Below are 24,030 nucleotides of genomic sequence, written 5' to 3'. Positions count from 1 at the left end.
TCAGTGACCGCCTTCGGAAGCACCGAACATGGTCTTGGCGTACCTGATGCCCAAGCCATAGGCGCCGCCCCACTTGGCAGCGATGCCGGTGGTGCTCTCGTACGTCTCGGTACGGGCCCAGTCGCGCTGGAGTTCGAGCAGGTACTGCAGCGAGGTCATCGGTACGGCGCCCAACTGGACCATCCGCTCGACCGCGCGCTCATGGGCTTCGGGCGAGATATCGCCGCAGGCATCGGTGATGACATAGGCCTCGAAGCCCTGCTCGATGGCGGAAGCGACCGGGCCGACGATGCAGACCGAGGTCCAAAGGCCCGCGAAGACGATGCGCTTCTTGGCGATGCGATTGATCTCAGCGATCACGGCTTCGTCTTCCCAGGTGTTCATCGAGGTGCGGTCGAGCATTTTCTGACCGGGGAACGCCTCGGTGATTTCGTCGAACATCGGCCCGGAGAAGCTCTTTTCGGCCACCGTGGTCAGGATCGTCGGCACGTTGAACGACTTGGCACCGCGCGAGATCAGGGCCGCGTTGTTGCGCAGCAGTTCGGCGGGGATCGACTTGGTGGCAAAGGCCATCTGCGACTGGAAATCGATCAGGACGAGGGCGTGATTGCCGGGCGAGAGAAGCGAGTTGCCGGGGGTGGCAGTGGCGGTAAGAGTCATAGTCGGATCCTTTGAGTTGTAAGGTGGAAGAGCATTTCGAAAACGGCGTGACCGCTTCGGAAGGAAGGCGCAGAAGGTCGCGTCCGAACTTTCGACCGGGTCGAAAAGATCGGATGGCGGGGCAGCTATTTTCGAGTTTGTGAGAGAGTTATGGGCCGCGCTGTATCTGCGCGAAATCAACCCTTGGTATTACACACGATCGGGAAACGGGTTGGAGCTTCAGGTATGGCGATCTGTGAAGTGCCGTGCCCTGGGAAAACCGATGCCGGGGCTGTCGAAAGAGGGAAGTTCGATCATCGTGGTGTCTCCTCAGGTGAGCGGTATTCGGTGCGATCCGCTTCGTTGAGCCCGTTGTATGAGAAATAGTCTTTTCCGATAAGACGGATAAAATCCGTAAGTCTGTTCTGGAAAATAGAAAAGATGGCTGGGCAGTGCGGAAGGGCAAGGCCTTGGCCGCAGAAGGCAGGGCGGGACGCACCTTGGTCCAGAATTTATCGCCGTCATGGTCGGTGGAATATCGCTTTGTTGCCCACTCGGCGTATTGTCGCGGGATTAGAAACAGAACACGATTGGGACGGGCGGCATGGACCGGCTGACGACGATGACGACCTTTCTCAAGGTCGTGAAGTACGCCAATTTCACGATGGCTGCCGACGATCTGGCGATTTCGCGCACGCTGGTTTCGCGCCATGTCGCCGATCTGGAGGCGCATCTGGGCATCAAGCTGCTCAACCGGACCACCCGGCTGGTAACGCCGACCGAGGCGGGATTGCGCTACAGCGCGCTGTGCGAGCGGGTACTGGGCGAGATCCGCAACGGGGAGGAGCAGCTTGCCGCGATCCGTGACGAGATCGAGGGCGAAATCTCGATCCAGTGTCCGATCTGGATCGGCAGCTTCGGCATTTCGCTGGCGACTGCCGAGTTCGCGCAGCTTCACCCCGGCGTCAATATCCGCATCTATTTCGAGGAACCCTCCGCCTCGCACCCGCACGAGTTTCTGGCGCAGGGGTACGACTTGTGCATCCAGCCCAATATCCTGCGCGATTCCTCGATCATGGTGAAGAAGATCGGCGCAATCGAACATGTGCTGGTGGCCGCGCCGGGCTATTACGACGAACGCGAAAAGCCGGAAAGCGTGGCGCAACTGGCAGGCCATTCGTGCCTTGCCAAGCTGGGGGAAGTGGCGTGGAGCTTCGAGAATGGCGAGCGTGTCACCCTGCCACAGCCACCGCGCTACACGTCGAACAGCGTCTTCGCCTTGCGCGAGGCGGCGACCAGTGGCCTTGGTATCGCGATGCTGCCTAAGGGCATCGTGCGGCAGGAACTGGAGAAGGGTGGTCTGATCGAAGTCCTGCCCGAACTGCCCGTGGCGCGCAGGCCGCTCTACATCGCCTTTGCGCCGGGCGGTGACGCCCCGCGCAAGAGCCGGGCGCTGATCCATTTTCTGGCGGACTGGTTCAAGCACCGGCGCTTCCCGGTGTGATCGCCGTATTGCTTTCTAGGCCATAAAAAAGCCCGCCTGTTTAAGGCGGGCTTTTCCGTGAGAGGATAGCGGCGGCGGATCAGTCCTTGCGGTAATCCGTGCGCGCGTGATCGTTGTAGGGCGACGAGGCAACGGTGACTTTCAGCTTCTCGAAGCCATAGTCGCCATCGACGGCGTGGCCCGGACCCGGATGCTCGCCCCACACGAAGGTCAGCTCGGTGCCCGGCGCGGCAACCGCATCGTTGACCAGCGCGAGCGAGAGGATCTTGCCGAGCGGGCCGATCAGGCCGGTCTGGAACGACATGCCCGCCAGCTGGCCATCGGCGGTTTCCAGACGGTAGCGGCCATAGGTGTTGAGATAGTCGGGATTGCCGAACACGCGGGCGCTGTCCGCCTCGTCGAACACCAGCGTGCGCTTGCGGCGGGCGACGGCATCCTTGCTCTTCTCCAGCGCCTCGCGTCCGCAGTAGTCGTGCGTGAAGGCGATCGACTTGCCGTAGCCCAGTTCATAGGGCGAGACGTAGTAATCGGCGATGTCGTCCGAATAGAAGCTGCCGTGCAGCGGCTTCTGGCCTTCGTAGGAAAACACGCTCAGCCACTCGCGATAGCCGGCAAGCTCGGGATCGGTGAAGATCGCGGGCGTCGGCGTCGGAATCCAGCCGCTCTCGATGCCGTTGGTGTAGTAGGCCTTGCCGCCGACGTGGACGATGCCGAATTCCTCTCCCGCCTTCAGGATCGCGTCCTTCACGAAAGCGGCATCCGCCCAGTCGCCGATGAACTCGTAACCGGGCATACCCGCCATGCCGTGGCGGAAAGCGCGGAACTTGCGGCCTTCCAGTTCGACCGGCGTGGAGTGGAAGAACCGGGTCTTGGGCAGCGGACCGCCGAACAGCTTTTCACTCAGCGCCATGGCCAGCGGACCCTGGATCTGGAAGCGGAAGACGATCGGCTGGCCTTCCTTGCGCAGGCCCGAATCCGGATCGACCTTCAGTTCGACGTCGTACTTGCCGACTTCGGCCTGATAGCGGATCCACGACTGCGAGGCCGGAACGCCCGACAGGTTGAAGCGCTCTTCGGCGTCGCGCATCAGGATGCCGTCAGTGATCAGCAGGCCGCGCTCGGTGACGGGCACGAACTGCTTGGCCTGCCCCACGACGAAGTTCTCGTAGTTGTTGGCCGAATAGTCCATCAGCAGGCGCTGGGCATCGGGGCCTTCGACCCACAGATCCCACATGTGATGCGACAGGTCGCTGAGCGCGACGCCATCGCGCCAGGCGGCCTGTTCCTCGCGCCAGCCGATATATTCGGGCTTGATGACGGGAACTTCCCACGCCTTGGCGTTGGGCTTCCACACCACACCCATGGGCGAACCGGCATCGTCGATGGCCTGCTGCAGGCTCTTGGGTTTCATCTCTCAAATCCTTTCCGGGTGATCCTCGTGATGCCGTGTGTTCACGGCCTCGCCCTGTGACCTAGCAAGCAAGCGGCGGGGGCGGAATGGCACGAATTGGCGCAACATTGTCGCGGGATCGGTAACAGCGGCGATGGACCACGCTACGCCCGGCGGGCGCGGGCGTTGCCGGCCCGCGCAGCGGTGCAGGCCGCCAATCCATGCGCTTACCCGGCGGGCAAAGGCGGCGCCGCCCGCACCACATTGTTGCGGGTTCGGCTCCTATTCCCGCAGGCCTCGCGATGGCAGGCACGGTGCATAGCCAGAATTCGAGGATGCACCCTGTATGGTTTCCGTCAAAGTACTGCTGGAAGGCTACAGTCTGGAGACGACTGTTGCCGATGCGGGCAAACTTGCCGATCTGCCGGGGGCGATGCCGCGCCCGCAGGAGGTCTATGTCCCCTATCTCGCCAACGAGGATGACGCGGCGCGCCTGCGCGCCTGTCAGGCGGTGCGGGCGGCGGGGCTCGAACCCGTGCCGCATTTCAGCGCGCGCCGGATTGCCTCGCTCGATGCGCTCGACAGCCAGCTTGCCGCGATGGCGCTGCACGCGGGGGTGACGCGCGCCTTCGTGATCGCGGGCGACATCGCCCGGCCGGAGGGACCGTTCATGGACAGTCTGTCGCTGATCGGGAGCGGGCTGTTCGAGAAGCACGGCTTCACGCACATCGGCGTCGCAGGCCATCCCGATGGTCATCCAGATGTGGCGCAGGACGTGCTGTGGTCCGCGCTCGATGCCAAGCTGCAGGCGCTGTCCGCGCGCGGGATCGAGGCGCGGATCGTCACGCAGTTTTCCTTCGATCCGGATCGCGTGGCGGACTGGATCGGCGATGTGCGCGCGCGCGGCATTACGGCGCCGATCCGCATCGGCATTCCCGGCCCTACCAGCGTGCGTACGCTGCTGCGCTATGCGGCGCGCTGCGGCGTGACCGCCTCGGCCAGTGCCGTGGCGAAATACGGATTTTCGCTCAGCCGCCTGCTGGGACAGGCAGGCCCCGACGATTTTATCGCGAAGCTGGGCGCCCGGCTCGATCCGGCGGCGGATGGCCCTGCTAGCGATGGCGTTGTCCGCCTGCATGTCTTCCCGTTCGGCGGCTTCGATAAAGTGGGCGGCTGGATCGCGGGCGTACTGGCTGACAGCGCACACTGCACGGCCTGAACGCCGTACCGATTTTTCAGAACATAAACTCAGGAGAAGATACCCGTGGCTCAGTCCGATACGCCCCATTCCTACACTCTTGTCGTCAGTTGCCCGGACCGTACCGGGATCGTCCACGCGGTGAGCGGGGCGATCCTTGCCGACGAAGGCAATATCCTTGAGTCCCGCCAGTTCGACGATCGCGAAACCGGCCGGTTCTTCCTGCGCGTGGTCTTCGAGACCGAGCGCGACGATGCGCTGGTGCGCGAACGCATGGCGGGCATCGCGGATGAGTTCGCAATGGACTGGCGGCTGGAAGTGACCGGGCGCCCGGTCCGCACGCTGATCCTCGTCTCCAGGTTCGATCATTGCCTTGGCTATCTGCTCTACAAGATGCGCATGGGCGAGTTGCCGATGGACGTGGTGGCCATCGCCTCCAACCATCCGGCCTCGGCGATGACCGTCAGCACCATCGGCGACATTCCCTTCCATCACCTGCCGATCACCAAGGAGACCAAGGCCGAACAGGAAGCGCGGATCAAGGCGCTGGTGGACGAAACCGGTGCCGAACTGGTGATCCTGGCGCGCTACATGCAGATCCTTTCGGACGACATGGCGGCGTGGCTTTCGGGGCGGTGCATCAATATCCACCACTCGTTCCTGCCCAGCTTCAAGGGCGCCAAGCCGTATCATCAGGCGCATCGCCGGGGCGTGAAGATGATCGGGGCGACCGCGCACTACGTGACCGGCGATCTGGATGAAGGCCCGATCATCCATCAGGCCGCCGAAGTCGTCAGCCATGAGGACACGCCCGAGGACCTCGTGCGCAAGGGGCGCGAGATCGAGAGCCGGGTGCTGGGCAAGGCGGTGGGCTGGCACTTGACTCACCGGGTGTTCCTGAACGACGGGAAGACCGTCGTGTTCGGAAACTGAGCGGGCGGGTCCATGGCTGAAATCCTGCGCGGCGACGTGATCGCCGCCGAAATCGAAAGCGAACTGCGCGGGCGGATCGCGCAGCTTGCCGGGCGCGGTGTCACGCCGGGGCTGGCCGTCGTGCTGGTGGGAGACGATCCCGCCAGCCACGTCTACGTTTCGCGCAAGCAGCGCGCGGCGGCGCGCGTGGGGATCGTCTCTGTCGAGCATCGTCTGCCGGGCGATACCGCGCAGGCCGAACTGCTCGCGCTGATCGCCGCGCTCAATGCCGATCCCGCGATCCACGGCATTCTGGTGCAGTTGCCATTGCCCCCGCAGATCGCGGCGGACGAGGTGCTCGACGCGATTGTGCCGGCCAAGGATGTCGACGGTTTTCACCCGGTCAACGTCGGGCGTCTGTCGACCGGGGCGGGCAGCGGTCTGGTGCCGTGCACGCCGCTGGGCTGCATGATCCTGCTGGAGAAGGTCGTGCCCGATTTCCGGGGGCTGGACGCGGTGGTGATCGGCAAGTCGAACATCGTCGGCAAGCCGCTGGCACTGTTGCTGCTCGAACGCGAATGCACTGTCACGGTCACGCATATCCGCACGCGCGGGTTGCCCGAGATCGCGCGCCGCGCCGATATTCTGGTGGCTGCGGCGGGCAGTGCAGGGCTGGTGCGCGGGGACTGGGTGAAGCCCGGCGCAGTGGTGATTGATGTCGGCATCAATCGTATCGCCGGGGAAGACGGCAAGTCGCGGATCGTGGGCGATGTGGCGGCGGACGAGTGCGGCCATGCCGGTGTGCTCACCCCGGTTCCGGGCGGCGTCGGCCCGATGACTATCGCCTGCCTTCTGCGTAATACGGTGGATGCGGCGGTCCGCAGCGCGGGCTGATCTTCTCCTTATCGAGAAGGCGAAAACGGGCGCGAGGAGCAATCCTCGCGCCCGTTTTGCGTCTGATCGAAGCACTCAGAAAAAGGCCCCGTTCCCAAGCCGTGCGGGAACGGGGCAATCCCCGGGGAGACGGGGATAGGGCTGTCGCTGTTGTCAGAAGTCGTAGCCCAGCGTCACCCCATAGGTGCGCGGGTTGGCCTGAACGCCGTTGTCGGCAAAGTTGCTGGCGCCCAGCTGCTGGAAATAGAACTGGTTCGTCAGGTTCTTGCCCCAGACGGCAAGGCTGAGACCCTTGTCCGATTTCCAGGTGATCGAGGCATCGACCAGATCGTAGGACGGCTGCCACACGCGGTTGTCCGGGTCGGCGGCCCAGCCGTCGTTGTGGTAGTAGTTGCCCGCGATCGTGACCTTTCCGATCTGGTAGCTGGCGCCCACCGAAAGCGTCCAGTCGGGCACGTTCTGCAGGCGGTTGCCGCTGGCATCGCCGGTGGTCAGCGTGTTGCCGCCCGCCGGATTGGGAACAGTCAGCTGCGCATTGGGGAATTGGGTGTAGCGCGCATGGGTCCAGTTGAAGCCGCCGGTGAACAGCAGATGGTCGATCGGCTCGAACTGGAAATCGGCATCGAGGCCGTAGATATGCGCGCCCTTGGCGTTGTAGATCGTCTGGATGCCGTTCTGGATCTGCATCACCTGTACGTTGGTTTGATCGTAGTAGTATCCGGCCAGATTGAAGCGCAGGCGGCGGTCGAACAGGTCGGTCTTGAGGCCGACTTCGTAGGCGTCGATCACTTCGGGCTTGAGCACCTTGTTGGTGATGCTGGTCGCCAGACCGAAGTTGCCCACGACATAAGCGGCGCTGCGGAAGCCCCGGTTGTAGCTGGCATAGGCCATGACATTGGGCGAAAACCGGTGATCGAGCGAAAGGCGCCATGTCACCTTGGGGAAGGTGTCCTTGTAGCTTTCCTCCACGCCCTGGGGCGGTGTTTGCACTGGCAGGGGATTGCCGTTTGCATCGTAGGTGATGCGGATACCCTGACCTTCGCGGCGATCGTGCGTGTAGCGGATACCTGCGGTGAAATTGGTATCCTCGCCAAGTCGATAGGTGCCTTGCGCAAAACCTGCCAGCGAGTTGAGTTTCTGCTGCGCATCTACATCGGTGTAGCGCCCCAGCGAGGTCAGGAAGGCATTCGTGCTGCGTCCGGGCTGATAGAGCCCCTGGCTCCACATGTAGAAGCCGCCGAGCACCCAGCTGAACGGGCCGCTGCCGTTGGAAAGAAGTTGCACTTCCTGCGTAAACGACTTGTCGATCTGGGTGTTCTCGATCAGGTAGCCGTGTGCGAAGCCCAGGGCAGGGCCGTTGGCGCCCGGAATGAAGGCCCATTCGTCCTCGGTCGTCCCGTCGGGGTCGAAGGCGACGTAGAGGCGCATGTTGCGGTAGGCGCTGATGCTCTTGATCGAGGCGCCGCCGAAGTCATGATCGATCGTCAGGCTGGCGCCGTACTGGCGCGAGCGCATGACCGGATCGATATCGGAATCGATGTCGCGCTTGTCACCTCCGGCATAGGCGCCCAGCACGTTCAGACTGATTGGGCGGAAGGCCGGGTTGACGCCACTGACCTTGGCATAGTCCGCCGAGATTTCCGCCGAAGTGTCGCCATCGTCGGAGTCCCAGCGCAGCTTGCCGCGCGTGGTGAAGCTGCGCTGCGTCATGATCGGGTTGCCGGTGTGGACGTTCACCCCGAAGCCGTCGCCCCGGTTCTCGTACTGCGCGGCCAGACTGGCGGCGAGGCCGTGGGCGATGCCCGAACTGATATAGGTAGAGGCGGTGACGGTATCGTAGTTGCCGTAGCCGACGCGGAAGCTCATCGTTGGCGTATCGGACGGTTTGCGGGTGGTGATCTGGATCAGGCCGCCGGTGGCGTTACGCCCGAACAGCGTGCCTTGCGGCCCTTTGAGTACGGCAACCTGCGCAATGTCGTTGAGGCCGGTGATCGCGCCGATGGGGGAGCTGATATAGACCCCGTCGATATAGGTCGCGACCGGGTTCTCGATACCGGGGCCGACGCCGGTCGAACCGACGCCGCGAATGCGCGGCAGGCCGAACCCGCCGACGGCGGTGCTGAAGTTCAGGCTGGGCGCCACCGCCTTGAGGTCCGAAGTGTCGGTGATATGCGCGTTCTCCAGCGTGGCGGCGGAGACAGCCGTCACCGCGATGGGCACGTCCTGCTGGTTTTCGGCACGCTTCTGCGCGGTGACGATGATTTCCTGAAGGCCGCGTTCGGACGTGCCCGCCGTGTCCTGCGCCATGGCAGGAACCGCCAGAGCACCGGCGGCGAGGCAGCTTGTCGTCAGGATGGCGGTGTGGATGCGGCGCAGGCGTGCGGACGCGGACGGTGAACTCGGTCCCATCGGTACTCTCCCCATTTGTCCGGCCTTTGTGGCCGGTTGTCTTGTGGAGTGATGGTAAATCGCAAGTGTTTCGCCTGGCTAGAGCGCGTTTGGGACAGGTGAATGTACAAAACGCGCAACAATGACGGGATAAAGTGAAATACGGTGGCGCCGGTCATTGCTGACGCAACTGCGCGCACGACGGAATAGGCCATCGTGCGCGCATGTTTATTATGATATTATTGAGGCTTAGAGGAACTCTGCCGGGATATAGCAGGGCATGGAATCCTCCCACAGGCTGTCCGTGACGAGCCGCTTGTTCGATCCGTCTCCATCCATGATCATGATCTGGCCATAGGGCTGGAACGTGAAGTCATAGGCGGCGGCCTCGTCGCGGAAGCCGTACATGCCGGTGGAGTACGCGATGCGCCCGTCCCAGGTATAGACGGAATGCCCATCGTTCGCGCCGGTTTCGGTCAGGCACTGGAAGTCGGTGCCGTCCGGGCGGATCGTGCAGACGTGATAGTTCGCCTTGCCGTATTCGCGGGTGAAGGTGATCCGCTCGCCATCCGGAGACCATGCGGGCAGGTTGTCCATCGCTGTGGTGAGCACACGGACTTCCTTGGTCTCGACATCGACGATGCGCAGGCCCCAGTTGTCCATCTCCCACGCGCGATAGACCACGAAGCGGCCATCGGCGGAGTAGCTGGGGAAGCCGACCTGCTCGGTGCCGTCGGTCAGCGGCTCGTGATACGAGCCGTCCGCGCGGGCGCGCAGGATCCGCGACTTGCCCTTCGAGCGCGCATCGAACCACGCACCGACGCCGAAGCAGATCCACTCGCCATCGGGCGACCAGCCGGGCTGGAAGGCGCCCGCCAGGCCCTTCTTGTTCTGCAGGGGATCGAGCCCCGCCTTGGAGGCGTCGAACACCGTGAACTTGTCGGAGCCATCGGTCTTGCAGGTGACGATCGAGGAGCAGCCCTGCTGCTTTTCGGTGATGCACACGCGGCCCTGTCGCGACAGCACGGGGAACACGTCGGTATGGCGATAGTCCCAGTCCGCATCCCACGAATAGAGTTCGTCACCCTGACCGCGAAACGCGAAGCCGACCTTCTCGTAGATCACCTGCGTGCCGTCCGGCGACCAGCAGGGCGAGCGCATCTGGCGCAGGACGGGCGGGCGACCGTCGGTGTAGTAGAGGCCGGTGGGAACGTCGGCCTGCACCCAGGCGGCATCGGTCGCGCGCATGTTCGGCCCGCCGCCGCCTGCCTTGATGTAATAGGCGACGTTGACGCTGTCGGGCATGTACTGCGGCGCCAGCTTCAGGTGCGGACCGCTGGTGTGGTCGATGCGGTCCTGCCCGGTCGCGACATCCACCGAGACGATCTGCGAATGCACGCGTCCGATCCATTCCGGGCGGCGCGCGCCCCAGGTCGCTTCGCGCTCCATTTCATAGAACACCAGACGCGCACCGTCGGGCGACCACTTGGGCGCGCCATAGCACATGTCCTTGGCGCCGATGATCTTGCGCACGTCCGATCCGTCCTTGCGCATGACGTAGATCGAGAGTTCCTGCGTGTGCTCCCAGCCGTGCCCGTCGCCATGGCCGTACCATTCGGTGTCGCGGTCGGACGAGAAGGCGATCCATTCGCCATCGGGCGACCATGCGGGGCGGAAGCTGCCTTCGGGGCTGTCCTTCGGATCGTCACTGGTTTTGACCCGGCCATGGGTGATGCGGGTGCGCTTGCCGCTGGCAAGGTCGATGGTCCAGATATTGGCGGTGTAGCCATCCTCGGTCGAGACATAGGCGCCGGTCTTCCCGTCGGGCGAGAGCACCAGCACATCCTCGACATGGCTGGTCTCGACCACGCCGCGTACGTCGCTGCCATCGACGTTGCACACGAAGACGTCGGCCTGCCCGTCGCCGTTGCGCTCGGACGTGAACGTGATCGACCGGCCATCGGGCGAGAAGCTGCCGTGGAAATCGAACGTGCCTTCGGGCAGCAGCGCGCGTTCGTCGCTGCCGTCGGCCGAGGCGATGTAGAGCGCGGACTTCGACGGGCCGATGCGGTTCATCAGCATTACGCCCTTCTTGCCTGTCGATGCGCCGGTGGAGAGGATTTGCGTGGTCACGTTAGACTCCCAAGACTCGAAATAAGATATGTTTTAGATATATTGTAAGTAGGAAGGGTCGGCAAGCGGGCTAAGGCATGAAGAAGGCAAGCCCGGTGGGTGAAGGCACGGTCATGTCGCTGCACAGCGAGCCCAGCCGCCCCGATTTCGGATCGCGGCGGAACAGGGCGATGCGATCCGAGGCCTGATTGGCGGCGAGCAGCCACCCTCCGCATGGCGTGATTTCGATGGCCCAAGGCTTCTCGCCGCCCGAAGGGACGGTCTGCAGGGGCTTGAGGCGTCCCGTCTCGCCGTCGATGGCAAAGACATGGATCGCATGAGTGCGCCGGTTGCTGGCGTAGAGGAACGCGCCGTCGCCGGAGATGGCAAAGCCCGCCGCGCTGGTGCCCTCCGTCACATCCGTCGGATCGAGCGCGATGTCGTCGAGGGCAGACAGTGCGCCGGTTTCAGCGTGCCATGCGCAGGTGACGATATGGGCGGAAAGCTCGGTCAGCAGATAGGCGAACCGGCCATCCGCACCGAACAGGATCAGGCGCGGCCCGGCGCCGGGCGGAACCAGTGCGTCGGTCGGAAGCGCCGGTGCCAGCGTGAGGCCGTCCGCTTCCATCGGATAGACGAACACCCTGTCGGCGCCCATGTCCGGGGCGAGCAGATGGCGTCCGTCCGGCGAGAGGGTGACGCCGTGGGCATGCGGGCCCTGCTGGCGCCGGTGCGGGCCATTGCCGTGATTGATCCGCACGGATGCGACCGGGTTCGGCGCTCCGGTATCGTTCAGCGCCAGCGAAGCCACCTCGCCGCCGCCGAAGTTGGCGATGAACAGCGCACCACCGTCGGTCGCTGCGCACAAGTGGGTGGGGCCGCCGCCGCCCGAGGGCGTGTGCCCCAGCGGCGAGAGTTCGCCGGTCGAACGATCCACGGCAAAACTGTGCACCGAGCCGATGCATTCGCCCCGGTTGCCCATTTCGCTCACGCAATGAAGGGCCGAGCGCACCGGGTCGGCAAGGACGAAGGTCGGCCGCTCGACCTCGGCCACCGGCCCCAGCGGTTCCAGCACGCCGCTGCGGCGCGAGAGCAGAGCGGCGTGGATGGCCTTGTCCTGCGTGCCGATGAAGACGAGCACCGGGCGATCCTGTTCGGTCACTTCGTCACCGCGATTGTCTGAAGGTCTTTGCCCAGAACGATCCTGCCGACCGGATAGGCCTGCCGGATTTCGGCGATCATCCGCTTGGCGTCGAAGCTCTTGCCGACCACGAAATGCGTCAGCACCACTTCGTGCACGCCTGCGGCCTGCGCCAGCTTGCCGACTTCGGTGGGCGTCAGGTGCTCGTGTTCCATGTGTTCCATGAGCGGCCCGATCTTGTCGGCGGGCATGGTTTCGAGCAGCGTGGCGCGGATACCGTCGACATCGCAGACCTCGCTCACCAGCACATCGCTGTTTTTCGCAAGGTTGGCGACGGCGGGCGAGGGGCCGGTATCGCCGGTGAACGTGACCGAGCCTTTCGCGGTGTCGAAGCGGTAGGCATAGGACTTTTGCGGGCCGTAATCGCGCGTGGCGGTCTTGAGCGTACCGTAATGGGTGTTCGCCACGGCGCTGACCGTGACATGCGCATCGCGGTAGATTTCGCGTGGGGTGCCCACATCTACGTCATGCGCCGGGTAAAGCGATGCCAGCGCCGGGCGGTTCGGAGTCTGATCGTGGAAGATGTCCTCCCCAATCTTCAGGGCCGCCGTTTCGCGGGTTACGTATTCGCTGGTGCCGGGCGGCCCCCAGATGGCCATCGGCGCATTGCGTCCCATCATCCAGCCCGTGGCCATCAGGTAGCCGAGACCCAGCGTGTGGTCCCAGTGCAGATGGGTGATGAACGTCGTCGTCACCGCTTGCGGTGCCGATCCGGCACGCTTGAGTTGCTGGCCGACATTCTCGCCGGCATCAATCAGGTAGCTCGTCCCGTCTATCTGCAACAACGTGGCGGGCTGCGAGCGATCGGCATGCGGAGGCGGACCTCCGGCCGTGCCGAGCAGGGTGATCGACAGTCCCGAGGAGGGGGCGTGAGCGACGGGCGCTTGTGCCTGTGCCTCCAGTTGCGAAGGCGCAGCCAGAGCGGTCGCGCTCATCAACGCAAGTCCGAGGGATAGCCGGTTAACGGGCATTGTCGGTTCCTCCGAAATGGTAGCCGATGGTCAGCCCGAAAGTCCGCGGCGGCGCAGCGACCTGGTTGTCACCCACGGGCAGCGCGGTAAGTTCGGCGACGTAGAACGTGTTGGTGATGTTGTTGGCCCACAGCTGGGCGGAAAGCCGGTGATCCTTCGAGGTCCATGTCAGCGAGGTGTCGAGCACATCGTAGCGGGGCTGACGCAGGCGATTGTCCGGCTCGCTGGCATAGCCGCTGTTGTAATAGTTGGTCGCCCCCAGCGAGAATGTACCCCAGCGCGTGGGCAGGTCGTAGCGGGCGCCAAGGGTCATGGTGAAGGCGGGCATGTCCTGAATGTCGTTGCCGCTGGCATCGCCCGTCACCACGCTGTTGCCGCCGGTGGCCAGCGGCGTGGAGATCAGCGCCTCGGGAAAACGGGTGTAGCGCGCGTGGGTCCAGGTCAGGCCGCCGTTGACCGTCAGTCGGGAGGAGACCTTGGCGAACAGCGTGCCCTCAAGGCCATAGCTGCGCGCCTTGGGGCGCTGAGGATATAGGTCAGCCCTCGACCCGCTGCATGGCCTGCATGTTGGTGTAGTCGTTGAGGAAGGCGGAAAGGTTGGCGACGAAGGCCCCGCGTCCGGCGACCGCCTTGAACCCTGCTCGGAACGCATCGAGCGTTTCGGGCTTGATGGTCAGGGCGGGGAAAGTGTTGGGCAGCAGCGTGCCGCTCTGCTGGGCATGATCGTAAGTGACGTAGCCGGTGAGCACGGACGAGAGGCGCTGCTCCACCCCGATGTCTCCGGTCAGGCCATGGAACGTATGCGCTTCGGACTGCGGCGTATCGACGTAGCTGACTACATCGCCCACCGTCTCGGTCTGGCTCTGGGAAATGGCGCGACTGTCGATGGTATAGCGCAGGCCGATGCGCGCCGTGGTGGTGGGCGACAATGGGGCAGAGACGTGCCCATAGGCGGCATAGCTGTCCAGCTTGCTGGTCGCATAAAGCGTGTTCGGCCCGGCGAAGAAGGCGCCGCTGGCAATCACCGGATCGTAGCCGCTGGTGGAATGCAGGTAGGACAGGCCCAGCGCCCAGGAAACCGGCGCGCCTGCCTGCGACGAGAGCTTCAGATCCTGCGAGGCCTGCCGCAGCATCTGGTGCTGCTCGATGCTGAGAATGTCCTGTTCGGTCGTGTCGGCATCGATGGCGACGGCAAGGCGACCTTCGCGATAGGCACTGGTGCTGGTCAGGTCCATGCTGTCCAGCGCCTGTTTGATGACAAGGCTGGCGCCGCCGTAGCGGCTCTGGATATCGGGCTGGATTTCGCTGTCGACATCGTAGGCACCACCCGGCGCGGTCGTGCCCAGCAGCGACAGGCCGGTGTTGCGGATCGCCGGGTTGCCTGCGCGGAAACGATAGTAGTCCGCTTCCAGATCGATGGTGGTGTCCGGCCCCGGCGTCCAGTGCAGCTTGCCGCGTGTCGCCACGTTCCAGCCGTCCTGCACGTCCTTGCCGTTGTAGAGGTTGGTGCCGAAGCCGTCGAACTGCTGGTGATACTGCCCGGCAAGGCTGGCGGTGAGGTTCGATGCCAGCCCGCCTGCGACATAGCCGGACGCGCCGACCGTTCCATAATTCCCGTAGGTCGCAGAGACATCCGCCGTGAATGCGCGCGGCGGCGTGCGTGTGACCACCTGAAGCGTGCCGTCCGGGGCGCCGCGCATGTAATCGCTGCCCCCGGCGGCCTGCATCATCGACACTTGCGCCACGTCGGGCAGGCTGAACAGCGGGCCGGGCGTCCACAGGTAGGGAACCCCGTCGACATAGTTCTGCACGGGCGGCTCGATCGAGGGCGAGACATTGTTGGGCTGCGGGCCGTGGCTGGCCGGTTCGGCAAGTCCACCGATGGGCGAGGGAATGACGACGATGGGCGAAGGCCGCTCATCCTGCGCCTGATGGTGTTGTGCCTTCGAGCCTGTGGATGGACGACCGTTCTTGCAGGGTGCCGGGGGCGAGGATGCGGATTTGGCGGAAGGAACATCGGCGCCGCACTGGACGACGGGCGCCTGGCTGATCTGCGCGGCGGGCAACATCATGCGATGTCTCCGCGAAGGGCGGAATGAAAAGCGGTCATGGGGGGCAACCTCTCGATTATGTATTCTTATGTCTTTCCGCCGCCCGTATCCTGCGCCGATCTGGTCGGCGCAAAGAACGGTCGGCGTCTTGATTCTTATGATATTACAGCAGGATGAATATTGATCTGCGTGACCGGCAGTCTCAAAACCCATTCCAGACTGTTGCAGTTCGTGCCCCAAATGATTTCCTTGATTATGTGCTATTGCCGATAACTAATTGCCCTGTTCTGTCGCAGGACGTTTCATGCCAAGGCGCTGAGATGCTGACGCATCACGCCTTGGACATGTTCAAGCGCCACACGGGGCTTGACCAAATCCCGATGAGAGAGGCTCATCGAGCTTTGGCCTCAGGCCGCCTCCCCCACGGTGTTTTCCGCCGCGATCAGGCGGTCGATCATGCGCAGCGCCATGATCGGCGCGCGGTCGATGGCAAGTGCGGTGCGCTGGCGCAGCCCGGTCGCCTCCTGTTCCTTCTGGATCGCGGCGACCATCTCGTTGTCTTCGGTGAAGGTCTTTTCCAGACTGGCGCGCAGCACGGCCTCGAAATCGCTGTCGCCCTGGCGGAAGCTGCGCAGGTGCAGCCAGAAGAAGTGCGTGGAACCAGCGGTTTCAGGCGTCAGGAACTTGTAGCTGAAGGTCCTGAGGCCGCCGTGCATCAGGTTTTCCTCGCTGCGCTCCATGCCGCTCGGGATCACCGCGATGTCGACGAACGACGTCGCGGGCAGCTCGAAATTGAACGCGATGCGGCGATCGACTCTGGTGTCGCCGAAATCGCGGCTCTTCTGGTCCAGCGGCGAGGGCGGTACGTTCTCGATCCAGCGAAAGGCGGACAGGCCCTTGTCGTCCTGCGTGGTCTTGACCGGCACATCCTTGGCGGCGCGGTTGCCGATCGTTTCCTTGTGCAGGAACGTGGTGTGTGCCGGGTCCATCAGGTTCTCGATCTCGATGCGGTAGTTCCCGGCGTGGTGCTGGTATCCGCCATCGAGGATCGACCATCCCGCCTCGCCATAGCCGGGCACTTGTGGCAGCTTGCCGTGGTCGGGGGCGCCAAGACCCGTCCAGACCCACGCGAGGCCGTACTTCTCCACGACCGGATAGGCGCGGACCTTGGCCGTCGGCGGGATGATGTCCTGCCCCGGAATGCCGATGCACTTGCCCGTCGCGTCGAACACCATGCCGTGATAGCCGCAGCGCAGGCCGCCGTCGGCACATTCGCCCATCGACAGCGGCGCAAGGCGATGCGGGCAGCGATCTTCGAGCGCGCCGAGCGTGCCGTCCGGCTGGCGAAACAGGACGATGCGATCTTCCAGAATGGTGCGCGGGAAAGGGCGCTCGCCGAGCTCGGCAACCCAGGCGGCGGCGTACCAGTGGTTGCGGACGAACCCTTGCGTGAAGTCGGCTTCGATGGACATGGGGCAGGTTCCTTCAGGAAGGCAGGTGCTCAGTGCGCAACAAGCGGCGCAGACCGGGCGATGGGATGGGCGGAGCGCTGCCAGACCGGCAGGGCGATGAGGCTGATGACGACGCCGATCAGCAGATAGATCAGGGTGCCGTGCGCGCCGAAGCTGCCTGCGGCGAAGGCGACGGGCGGTCCGAACAGCACGCCGAGCAGGGTGATCTGGGTGATGAGGCCGCTCGTCGCGCCGATGCAGGTGGGCGAGGGTGCCACTTGCGGCATCAGTGCCCACATGCCCACCAGCAGGCCAAGCCCCGCCATCATCAGGCAATTGAGCAGCATCGCCAGCGCAGGCGTTCCCGGCGCCATGACCAGCAGTGCGCCGGGAAGGGCGCACAAGGCGACCGCCACGAAGCCCAGCGCCCTTGCGCTGATCCCGCGATTATAGACCAGCCCGAACGAGAACGCGCCGATCACGTTGCACAGCATCGCGGCGGCGTTGAAGCTGTAGGCCAGATTCTTGCCAAGCCCGATGCTGGCGCCCAGCATGTGCGGCAGCGTGGCGACGAAGCCGGTTTGCAGGAAAGCGGCAGCGGCGAACGAGATGCCCAGCAGATAGGGGAACGGCGTGCGCAATACGGCGCCAAGGCCCTTGAGGCGCGAGGGGCCGGTGAGTTGCACTTCGCGTCCGGGCAGCAGGGCCAGCGCCAGCACGGCCAGGATCGCCACGAAAGCGGCATGGGCGCCGAAGATCCAGCGCCAGCCAAGCGTCTGCCCCGCTACGGCGCCGTAAATAGAGGCGACGATGAAGCTGGCCGGGATCACGGTGGACCACAGGCCCAGCGCGGCGGTGCGCGTCCTGCCGAAGGTCAGCCGGGTAATCATCGTGACGGCGGCGACGACCATGCAGACATAGCCGAGCCCTGCCAGCACGCGGCAGGCCAGCAGCAGTTCGATCGAGGGCGAGGCGATCACGCCGATGTCTCCGGCAAGCACCAGCAGGCACCCCAGCACCAGCACGGTGCGGTCGCCGATCCGGTCCACCAGAGCGCCGATCAGCAGTGAGCAGGTTGCCGCTGCCAGTGCGGGCATCGACATGACGAGGCCGATCAGCGCCGGCGATTGCGGGTGAAATTCTGCCCCGATGCCGGGCAACGCGGGCAGCGCCGCGCTGACGACCAGCATTCCGGCCAGACCATTGATGTAAATCAGTACGATGAGGAACCACGACAGGTTCTTCTCGGCCACGCTTGTCAAAACTGCTCTCCCAGGCCTTTGTTCTTGAAAGGAACCTGCGGCGGGGAGGAGGGGAGAGCAAGATGGCCGGGCCGGACAACATTGGTGCGGTTACGGCACCAATCTGCGGGAACCGGCATAATGGCGAACGATATCAGGCTACCTGCCGCGTCGACAGGCAAGCGTAGAAAGCGTCGTGCAAGAGCGTGGAGTAGTCGACCGCACCTGCCGTCGGTCGAGGCCTGCGGTCAGGTGACGTGGATCAGCCTGTCGGGCAGCAGCGCTGGCGCTGCCGGATGCGCGTCACAGGTTGCGGTCGGTTGCCTGCATGAAGGCGTGGAGGGCATCGGTGCCCGGCGTGGCAGCCGCAATCTGGGTGGTGGACGTGGTCAGCGTCGAGGACGGGGCTGCATCGGGTGCGCTGCCATCTGCGGGCGCATAGATAAAGCCCGACACCGGGTTGAGGCGGGTTCCCATGGCGTTGGCAGGCGCGTACCACACGCGCACTTCGCTCCAGTCGCCATCGGTGGAGGCATCTTCCACCAGCACGTCGTGCTCGATCACGCCGGGACCGGCCCAGTTCGCCTGATCGATCAGGATGTGGCGCGCATCGACGATCTTGCTGACGACCGCGACATGGCCCAGCGGCATCGCGCTGGAAGCGGCCATCGCCATGACGGCGCCGACCTTGGGCGCGGAACCGCGCGCGTAGCTGCCATTGGCCTGATGCCACCAGGTACGGGCATCGCCGTGGATGTCGATACCCGAAGCGTCACGGGCATAGGGAACGCACTGAAGGTGCGCCTGCGCGGGCTGGGCGGTCAGAATGCCCGCAACGGCCAGCGACAGGACAAGAGCCTGACCCCCCCAGAACTTTCTGGGCCCGAACTTCCCGGCGGCGAACTTGCTGCAGCCAGCCTTGACGCGCGCAGCGAAAGCGCTGGACAGGTTGTTTCGGGCGGTCATGAAAAATTCCCCAGGTGCGATCCCTGGGGAATTGATATGAAAGTTTGTTCATCATGGGGAGCCCCGCGTTCCCCGCCCGCCGCGTTGGCTGAACGGTTCGTCGCGGAGATTCCCTTAATGACGTCGTTTCACCGCTGCATCACTTCGGGGCCGGTCCCTTGATCGCGGTGACGAATCCATCGGGCTTGAGGTAGGTCGCAAAGGCGTTCTGGATCTGCTGCGGGGTCAGCGCCAGATACTGCCGGGCGGCGACGAGATCGGCGTCGAGCGGCTTGTCCTCCAGCGAATAGGTGAGCAGTTGCGAGGCGATGCCGGAAAAGCTCGCCTGCGACAGCGGCATCTGGCGCACCAGCATGCCCTTTACCTGATGCAATTCGGCGTCCGAAATCGGCGCCTGCTGCATCTGGCGGATATCGCGCACGATCAGGTCGCGCGCCTTGTCGACGTTCTGCGGATCGCTGCCGAACTGGACGAGGAAGCGCCCGCGATTGCGATCCAGGTCGAGGCCGCTCTGCACGGTGTAGATGAGGCCGTTCTTCTCGCGCAGATCGCGGGTCAGCCGCGCGGCGTAGAAGCCGCCGCTCAGCACGAAATTACCGGCGTTGAGGGCAAAGCGATCGGCGCTGTCGCGGGTGAGGCTGACCTGCTGGGCCATCGTCACATCGTCCTGCACGGCGGTCGGCGTCGGCGTATTCACCGTGACCGACGGCGCGCCGAGCGGAACGGCGGGGTAATCGGTCTGCGGCTTCACACCGCTCGCCTGCCACCCGCCGAAGGTCTTTTCGACCACCGCGCGCGCGGCATCGGGAGTGACGTCGCCGATGACGACGATGGTGGTCATGTCGGGCCGGAACGTGGCCTTGTAATAGGCCTGCACGTCTGCGGGCGTCAGGCTGCCGAGCGTCTCGGGCGTGGGGTGCCGCAGCGAGAGATCACCATCGGGCAGCAGCGCCCTGTTAAGCGCCATGCTGTTCAGGAAATCCGGAGATTGCAGCACGCCGGAAATGCCCTGCGCTTCGTTGTTGCGGGCGATAGTGAAGGGCTGCGCGGCGAAAGTCGGGTTCAGTTCGTTCTGCGCGAGAAGTTCCATGCCGCGTGCGAAATGCTGCGAGGGCACCGCCAGCGAGAAGGACTCGCCCGCATCTTCGTGCGCGCTGATCGCATCGAGCTGCGTCTGGAATGCAGTGCGGTCCATGCCGGCGGGGCCATAATCGAACAGGTCACCCAGCACGCTGTCGACGCCTTCCTTGCCGGCCGGGGCCTGAAGGTCGGAATTGGTCTTTATCCGCCCGTAGACTTCGACGGTATGGCTGACGGTTTCGGGCTGCACGATCACGCGCAGGCCGTTTGCCAGCGTGAACGACGTTGGCTTCATCGCGGTGCTGGGCGCAGGCAACCGGGCGAAGGCGTCCTTCGCCCAGTCGGGTAGTTCGACGGCATGATCGGGCGTACCGCCGAAGCTCTCGGCGCCGCCGAAGCCCTTGCCGCTGACAGGCTTGCCCGAATCTGCCGGGGTCAGGATCGCGGTGATCGCCTGATCGGACGCGAAGACGCGGCGGGCCAGCGCATCGACGTCCGCAGGCGTGACACGCGCGATCGCGGCCCTGATCTCGTCGGGTGAGCTTGCTCCGGCGACGGCGAGCGCTTCGGACCAGGCATTGGCAAGCCCGGAAACCGAGTTCCTGCCATAGTCGAGATCGGCGATGGCGCGATCCTTGGCCGCTGTCACCAGATCGGCGGCAATGCCTTTCGATCCGGCGTCGGCCAGGATCTGGCGCATCGTTGCCAGCACATCGTCGGGCTTGGCGCCGCGCGGAAAGACGCCCTGCGCATAAGCGAGGCCGCCCTGCGGCAGGAACGTACCGGCAAAGCCGCCGTAGAGAGCCTTGCCGTTCAGCCCCATCTCGAACAGCGGCGCGCGCTTGGAGCCCATCGCCTGCGAGAGCACCAGCGCCGTCGCATAGTCCTTCGAGCGATAGCCGGGCATCCGGTAGGAGATCAACGCCACGCCATAGGGCAGGTCCGAGGGCAGATCGACGGTATGGGCGGCAACGGGCTGAAGCGCGAAGGCGGGGCGAGCGGGCAGGGTCTTGCGCGGAATGTCGGAGAACAGCGAACGGACTCTGGCCATCGTCGCCTGGGGATCGACATCGCCTGCAATCACCAGGATCGCGTTGTTGGGCGCGTACCAGGTGCGATAGAATTTCGCGAGGTCTGCCCCGGTGGTCTTGTCGAATGAGGGCCGGGTGCCGAGCGGGGTATGCGCGTAAGGCGTGCCCGCAAAGAGCCGCTCGCGAAGGTCGGTGTAGAACTTGAAGGTGGGCGAGGAGAGGTCACGCGATACCTCCTGCTCGATGGCGCCGCGTTCCTTGAGCCATTCGGCATCGCTCATGTCCGCGCCCTTCATGCGGATCGCATGGATGTGCAGCGCGACATCGAGATCCTGCTTGGGCACGGTGAAGAAGTAGTTGGTGACGCTTTCGGTCGTCGCAGCGTTGAACGCGCCGCCCATGTTGGCGGCCAGCGCGGCAATCTGGTCCTTGTCCAGCCCCGGACTGCCCGGAACATCATGTGCTCCACCGCATGCGCGGTGCCGGGGAAGCCTTCGGGTGCCTCGTCAGAGCCGACGAGGTAGTTCATCTGCGTCGTTACCACCGGCGCCAGCGGGTTGCGCACGATCACCACGCGAAGGCCGTTGGCGAGCGTAGCGCGCAGCACATCGCCTTGCGAAGCCGTGACGTGCACGGCATCGGTGCTGCTGTTGTCCTGGCCGGTCGGGGCTGCCAGTGCGGGCGTGCCCGCCCACGCAGCACTCATTCCAGCGACCAGAGCGAGAGCGGAAAGGGGGCGGTGGAGTGCGCGGCGCATCGGGTCATCCTTGTGCTGGAAGGGGCTGCAGGAGTGCGGCAGGTCGCTGGTGGTCGGTCGCACCTTAACCCGCGATGATCCCTGCACAATCGGGTTTGCACAAGCACGTCTGTGGGGATGGGATGATCAGGAAGAAGCCGCACTGGCGCGTCAGGAAATCTTCTTCGTATGGCCGTTGCCGACATCGCTGCGGGGCTTGCCCTTGCTGGTTCGCTGGGCGGTGGCACGCGCTCCGGCAAGGACCGGGCCGCAGGCCGCCGATTTCGCATCGCCGACATCGACGAAGGCAAGTAGACCGGCCACTGGTGTCGCTGCCACCGCAAGACCAACGCCCACACCCGCGCGGGTCAGCAATTGCGGACTGATGACCTGCAGTTTCGGGGACGCGAAGTGCCCCCCGATACCAACCGGGGACTGGCCGGAAAACAGGCTGAACTTCTTGCCATCGGCCCGGAATGCCAGATCGACCGCTTCGCTGTCGAAGCTGAAGCCGCCGCGACCCGTTACCACGTTCTTGCTGGTATCGATCAGGATCGGATCGGCGGTGGCAGTTCCGCCGCGCACGGTGAAGGCCAGCAGCCCGCAGTTGACCTCGATCGGCTTCTTGAGCTTGCCCTGAAACATCTTGGAGACGAACGTGCCCAGATCCAGCTCGGCCAGCTGGGCGTTCTGCGTCCACAAGGTGCCGTGGGGCATGATGAAGGCGATGCGTCCCGAGGCCGAAGCGAGCGAGTCATGGATCGTGTCGCCGCGCCCGTCCAGCTGGATGCGTCCGTGGATCGTGCCGGTCGTCCCGGAATCGGCCACGCCATACCCGGCGAGCAGACGGCCGAGCGGCGTCGTTTTGAGGCGTATGTCGTAGCTGATCGCCGAGGGGCGATCGCGCGTGTCGAAGATGAGATCTGCGGCAACGTCGCCGCGCGCCATCGTGAAGGTCAGGGGCGAAAGCGCGAGCCGTCCCCGCTCCAGTGAAAGCGCCAGCGCGATGTTGGAAACCGGTACGTTCTTCGATTCCACCACGCCCACTTTCCAGTCCAGCGTGGCATCGAAGCGCTGCATCATCGCGACCGGCAGGCTGGCATCGGGCAGAACACGGCTTGCCCCTGCACCGGTCGCGGCGGCAGCGGCCACCGCGCCTTTGGCCGCCACCACATCGGGATTGTAGCCGATGAACGGAGCAGCATCGACGATGTCCAGCCGCCGGGTGACGAGCGCGGCGTCGAGCTTCAGGCGCTTGCCGTTGGTCACGGTGAAACGACCGGAGAGGTCGGACTGGCCGAACGTGCCGGTCATGTCGGTGAAGCGATAGCTGTCGGCATGTTTTACCAGTGTGGCCTTCAGGGCGAAGCGGCGCGTCTGCGGGATCGCGACGTCGATGACCGCCAGCAGTTGCGACAGGTTGTGCCCGGTGGCGGCGACTTTAAGCGGCACATCTTCGACATCGGTGAGGCCGGGCAGCGTCCCGGATACATCGATCACGCTGCCCGCCGCCCAGGCGCGTGCCTCCAGCCGGTTCTTTGTCCCGGCAATGGTGGCATCGGGCGACAGCAGCCGTGCGGACAGCTTGAACGGCGTGGTGCGAAACGTTCCGGTGCCGGTTATGCCCACGGCCTTGCCGATGTGCGTGTCCTTCGCAAGGATCGGCGCGATCGTCAGGTCGGCCAGCAGTGGCATTGCAGGATCGCTGTAGCGAAGATGCGTGTCGGTGACGCTTGCCGTATCGATCAGCGGCACTTCGAAGGGCTTGCCCTTGCTGTCGCCGCCGAAGGTCCAGGTATTGCGGACGTGCTGTGCGTCCCATTCGAGATCGCCGCGCCCACCGTCGAGCGCCAGCGAATAGACATGGCGTCGCCCGAATATCAGGGAGAGCGGGGCAATCTTCGCATCGATATGGCGCGCGGCGAAAAGCGTGTTGCTTTTCGCCCAGTCGGGATTGGACACCGAAAGACCGTCCGCCACGAACGTCAGCCTGAACGGCGCGAAATAGAGCTGAAAGTCGCCCTGCACCTGCACTTTGCGTGTCGTGAGCGAGCTGGTGATGCGCTCGAAGGGGTGCTTCAGGAAACGCCCCTTGGTGATGAACAGCACCAGCCAGACGGTGAAGACGACAACGATCAGCGTCAGCGCGATATTGCGCGCGATACGCCACCACCTTGCCCGCTTATCGCGATGCGATGCGGGCGCAGGAGGTTCGGGTTCGGTCGCGGCGAGCGTGTCCATGATGGTCAAATCGCCCGAACCGGG

Annotated in this window: 18 protein-coding genes; 4 read left to right on the top strand and 14 right to left on the bottom strand. The window is 64.5% G+C overall.

Going from position 1 to position 24,030, the window contains the following annotated elements:
• Window positions 1-660: a hydrolase gene (locus CI805_RS18420; protein WP_260928144.1), complete on the bottom strand. Its 660-nt coding sequence runs from the start codon at window positions 658-660 to the stop codon at window positions 1-3.
• 583 nt (window positions 661-1,243) lie between these two features.
• Between CI805_RS18420 and CI805_RS18415 the strand changes: the two genes are divergently transcribed.
• Window positions 1,244-2,143 carry a LysR family transcriptional regulator gene (locus CI805_RS18415; protein WP_260928143.1) on the top strand — a complete coding sequence of 300 codons (900 nt, stop codon included), beginning with the start codon at window positions 1,244-1,246 and terminating at the stop codon, window positions 2,141-2,143.
• Window positions 2,144-2,222: 79 nt separating this feature from the next.
• On the opposite strand, the gene CI805_RS18410 is transcribed toward CI805_RS18415, so the two are convergent.
• Window positions 2,223-3,554, bottom strand: a complete 1,332-nt coding sequence (locus tag CI805_RS18410; protein WP_260928142.1) for an aminomethyl transferase family protein — start codon at window positions 3,552-3,554, stop codon at window positions 2,223-2,225.
• A gap of 325 nt (window positions 3,555-3,879) precedes the next feature.
• Between CI805_RS18410 and CI805_RS18405 the strand changes: the two genes are divergently transcribed.
• Genes CI805_RS18405 through CI805_RS18395 form a run of 3 tightly spaced genes read left to right on the top strand, consistent with a single transcriptional unit; the run spans window position 3,880 to window position 6,537 of the window.
• The gene (locus CI805_RS18405) at window positions 3,880-4,752 is read left to right on the top strand and encodes a methylenetetrahydrofolate reductase (protein WP_260928141.1); all 873 of its coding nucleotides are present in this window, start codon (window positions 3,880-3,882) and stop codon (window positions 4,750-4,752) included.
• A 45-nt stretch (window positions 4,753-4,797) separates the two neighbouring features.
• The gene (gene purU / locus CI805_RS18400) at window positions 4,798-5,664 is read left to right on the top strand and encodes a formyltetrahydrofolate deformylase (RefSeq protein ID WP_260928140.1); all 867 of its coding nucleotides are present in this window, start codon (window positions 4,798-4,800) and stop codon (window positions 5,662-5,664) included.
• Between the two features lie 12 nt (window positions 5,665-5,676).
• Complete coding sequence (locus CI805_RS18395) at window positions 5,677-6,537, top strand: bifunctional 5,10-methylenetetrahydrofolate dehydrogenase/5,10-methenyltetrahydrofolate cyclohydrolase (protein WP_260928139.1); 861 nt, start codon at window positions 5,677-5,679, stop codon at window positions 6,535-6,537.
• 153 nt (window positions 6,538-6,690) lie between these two features.
• Here CI805_RS18395 and CI805_RS18390 read toward each other — a convergent pair whose 3' ends face one another.
• From CI805_RS18390 to CI805_RS18335, 12 genes are all read right to left on the bottom strand, one after another.
• Window positions 6,691-8,946 carry a TonB-dependent receptor gene (locus tag CI805_RS18390; RefSeq protein ID WP_260928138.1) on the bottom strand — a complete coding sequence of 752 codons (2,256 nt, stop codon included), beginning with the start codon at window positions 8,944-8,946 and terminating at the stop codon, window positions 6,691-6,693.
• Window positions 8,947-9,174: 228 nt separating this feature from the next.
• On the bottom strand, window positions 9,175-11,058 hold the full coding sequence (locus CI805_RS18385; RefSeq protein ID WP_260928137.1) for a hypothetical protein: 1,884 nt from the start codon (window positions 11,056-11,058) through the stop codon (window positions 9,175-9,177).
• A gap of 70 nt (window positions 11,059-11,128) precedes the next feature.
• The gene (locus CI805_RS18380; protein WP_260928136.1) at window positions 11,129-12,199 is read right to left on the bottom strand and encodes a lactonase family protein; all 1,071 of its coding nucleotides are present in this window, start codon (window positions 12,197-12,199) and stop codon (window positions 11,129-11,131) included.
• Window positions 12,196-13,173 carry an MBL fold metallo-hydrolase gene (locus CI805_RS18375; RefSeq protein WP_260928135.1) on the bottom strand — a complete coding sequence of 326 codons (978 nt, stop codon included), beginning with the start codon at window positions 13,171-13,173 and terminating at the stop codon, window positions 12,196-12,198. Before CI805_RS18375 ends, CI805_RS18380 begins: the two co-directional genes overlap by 4 nt.
• A 25-nt stretch (window positions 13,174-13,198) precedes the next feature.
• Window positions 13,199-13,861 carry a TonB-dependent receptor domain-containing protein gene (locus CI805_RS21225; protein ID WP_409934965.1) on the bottom strand — a complete coding sequence of 221 codons (663 nt, stop codon included), beginning with the start codon at window positions 13,859-13,861 and terminating at the stop codon, window positions 13,199-13,201.
• Window positions 13,746-15,281, bottom strand: a complete 1,536-nt coding sequence (locus CI805_RS18365; RefSeq protein WP_260928133.1) for a TonB-dependent receptor — start codon at window positions 15,279-15,281, stop codon at window positions 13,746-13,748. The genes CI805_RS21225 and CI805_RS18365 overlap by 116 nt, the downstream gene beginning before the upstream one ends.
• A 386-nt stretch (window positions 15,282-15,667) precedes the next feature.
• Window positions 15,668-16,732 carry an aromatic ring-hydroxylating dioxygenase subunit alpha gene (locus CI805_RS18360; protein WP_260928132.1) on the bottom strand — a complete coding sequence of 355 codons (1,065 nt, stop codon included), beginning with the start codon at window positions 16,730-16,732 and terminating at the stop codon, window positions 15,668-15,670.
• Window positions 16,733-16,761: 29 nt separating this feature from the next.
• Complete coding sequence (locus CI805_RS18355; protein WP_260928131.1) at window positions 16,762-17,964, bottom strand: MFS transporter; 1,203 nt, start codon at window positions 17,962-17,964, stop codon at window positions 16,762-16,764.
• Window positions 17,965-18,255: 291 nt separating this feature from the next.
• A complete protein-coding gene (locus CI805_RS18350) occupies window positions 18,256-18,918 on the bottom strand; it encodes a CHAP domain-containing protein (RefSeq protein WP_260928130.1) in 663 nt (220 codons plus the stop codon).
• A 139-nt stretch (window positions 18,919-19,057) separates the two neighbouring features.
• The gene (locus CI805_RS18345; protein ID WP_260928129.1) at window positions 19,058-21,430 is read right to left on the bottom strand and encodes a M16 family metallopeptidase; all 2,373 of its coding nucleotides are present in this window, start codon (window positions 21,428-21,430) and stop codon (window positions 19,058-19,060) included.
• Window positions 21,322-21,786: an insulinase family protein gene (locus tag CI805_RS18340; protein ID WP_260928128.1), complete on the bottom strand. Its 465-nt coding sequence runs from the start codon at window positions 21,784-21,786 to the stop codon at window positions 21,322-21,324. Before CI805_RS18340 ends, CI805_RS18345 begins: the two co-directional genes overlap by 109 nt.
• 150 nt (window positions 21,787-21,936) lie before the next feature.
• The gene (locus CI805_RS18335) at window positions 21,937-24,006 is read right to left on the bottom strand and encodes an AsmA family protein (RefSeq protein ID WP_260928127.1); all 2,070 of its coding nucleotides are present in this window, start codon (window positions 24,004-24,006) and stop codon (window positions 21,937-21,939) included.
• Between the last annotated feature and the right edge of the window lie 24 nt (window positions 24,007-24,030).

It is taken from the genome of Novosphingobium sp. 9 (genome assembly GCF_025340265.1).
In the GTDB taxonomy this organism is placed as follows: domain Bacteria; phylum Pseudomonadota; class Alphaproteobacteria; order Sphingomonadales; family Sphingomonadaceae; genus Novosphingobium.
The sequence above is the reverse complement of the archived record's forward strand: the minus strand, read 5'-3'. Positions and strand labels throughout refer to the sequence as shown.

Coding starts and splice junctions, on each gene's coding strand:
- CI805_RS18345 (WP_260928129.1), bottom strand. CDS start 21,430: ATGGGCGGCGCGTTCAACGCTGCGACGACCGAAAGCGTCACCAACTAC.
- CI805_RS18405 (WP_260928141.1), top strand. CDS start 3,880: ATGGTTTCCGTCAAAGTACTGCTGGAAGGCTACAGTCTGGAGACGACT.
- CI805_RS18395 (WP_260928139.1), top strand. CDS start 5,677: ATGGCTGAAATCCTGCGCGGCGACGTGATCGCCGCCGAAATCGAAAGC.
- CI805_RS18390 (WP_260928138.1), bottom strand. CDS start 8,946: ATGGGACCGAGTTCACCGTCCGCGTCCGCACGCCTGCGCCGCATCCAC.
- CI805_RS18415 (WP_260928143.1), top strand. CDS start 1,244: ATGGACCGGCTGACGACGATGACGACCTTTCTCAAGGTCGTGAAGTAC.
- CI805_RS18335 (WP_260928127.1), bottom strand. CDS start 24,006: ATGGACACGCTCGCCGCGACCGAACCCGAACCTCCTGCGCCCGCATCG.
- CI805_RS18375 (WP_260928135.1), bottom strand. CDS start 13,173: ATGAGCGCGACCGCTCTGGCTGCGCCTTCGCAACTGGAGGCACAGGCA.
- CI805_RS18365 (WP_260928133.1), bottom strand. CDS start 15,281: ATGATGTTGCCCGCCGCGCAGATCAGCCAGGCGCCCGTCGTCCAGTGC.
- CI805_RS18340 (WP_260928128.1), bottom strand. CDS start 21,786: ATGCGCCGCGCACTCCACCGCCCCCTTTCCGCTCTCGCTCTGGTCGCT.
- CI805_RS18410 (WP_260928142.1), bottom strand. CDS start 3,554: ATGAAACCCAAGAGCCTGCAGCAGGCCATCGACGATGCCGGTTCGCCC.
- CI805_RS18350 (WP_260928130.1), bottom strand. CDS start 18,918: ATGACCGCCCGAAACAACCTGTCCAGCGCTTTCGCTGCGCGCGTCAAG.
- CI805_RS21225 (WP_409934965.1), bottom strand. CDS start 13,861: ATGCGTTCCGAGCAGGGTTCAAGGCGGTCGCCGGACGCGGGGCCTTCG.
- CI805_RS18420 (WP_260928144.1), bottom strand. CDS start 660: ATGACTCTTACCGCCACTGCCACCCCCGGCAACTCGCTTCTCTCGCCC.
- CI805_RS18360 (WP_260928132.1), bottom strand. CDS start 16,732: ATGTCCATCGAAGCCGACTTCACGCAAGGGTTCGTCCGCAACCACTGG.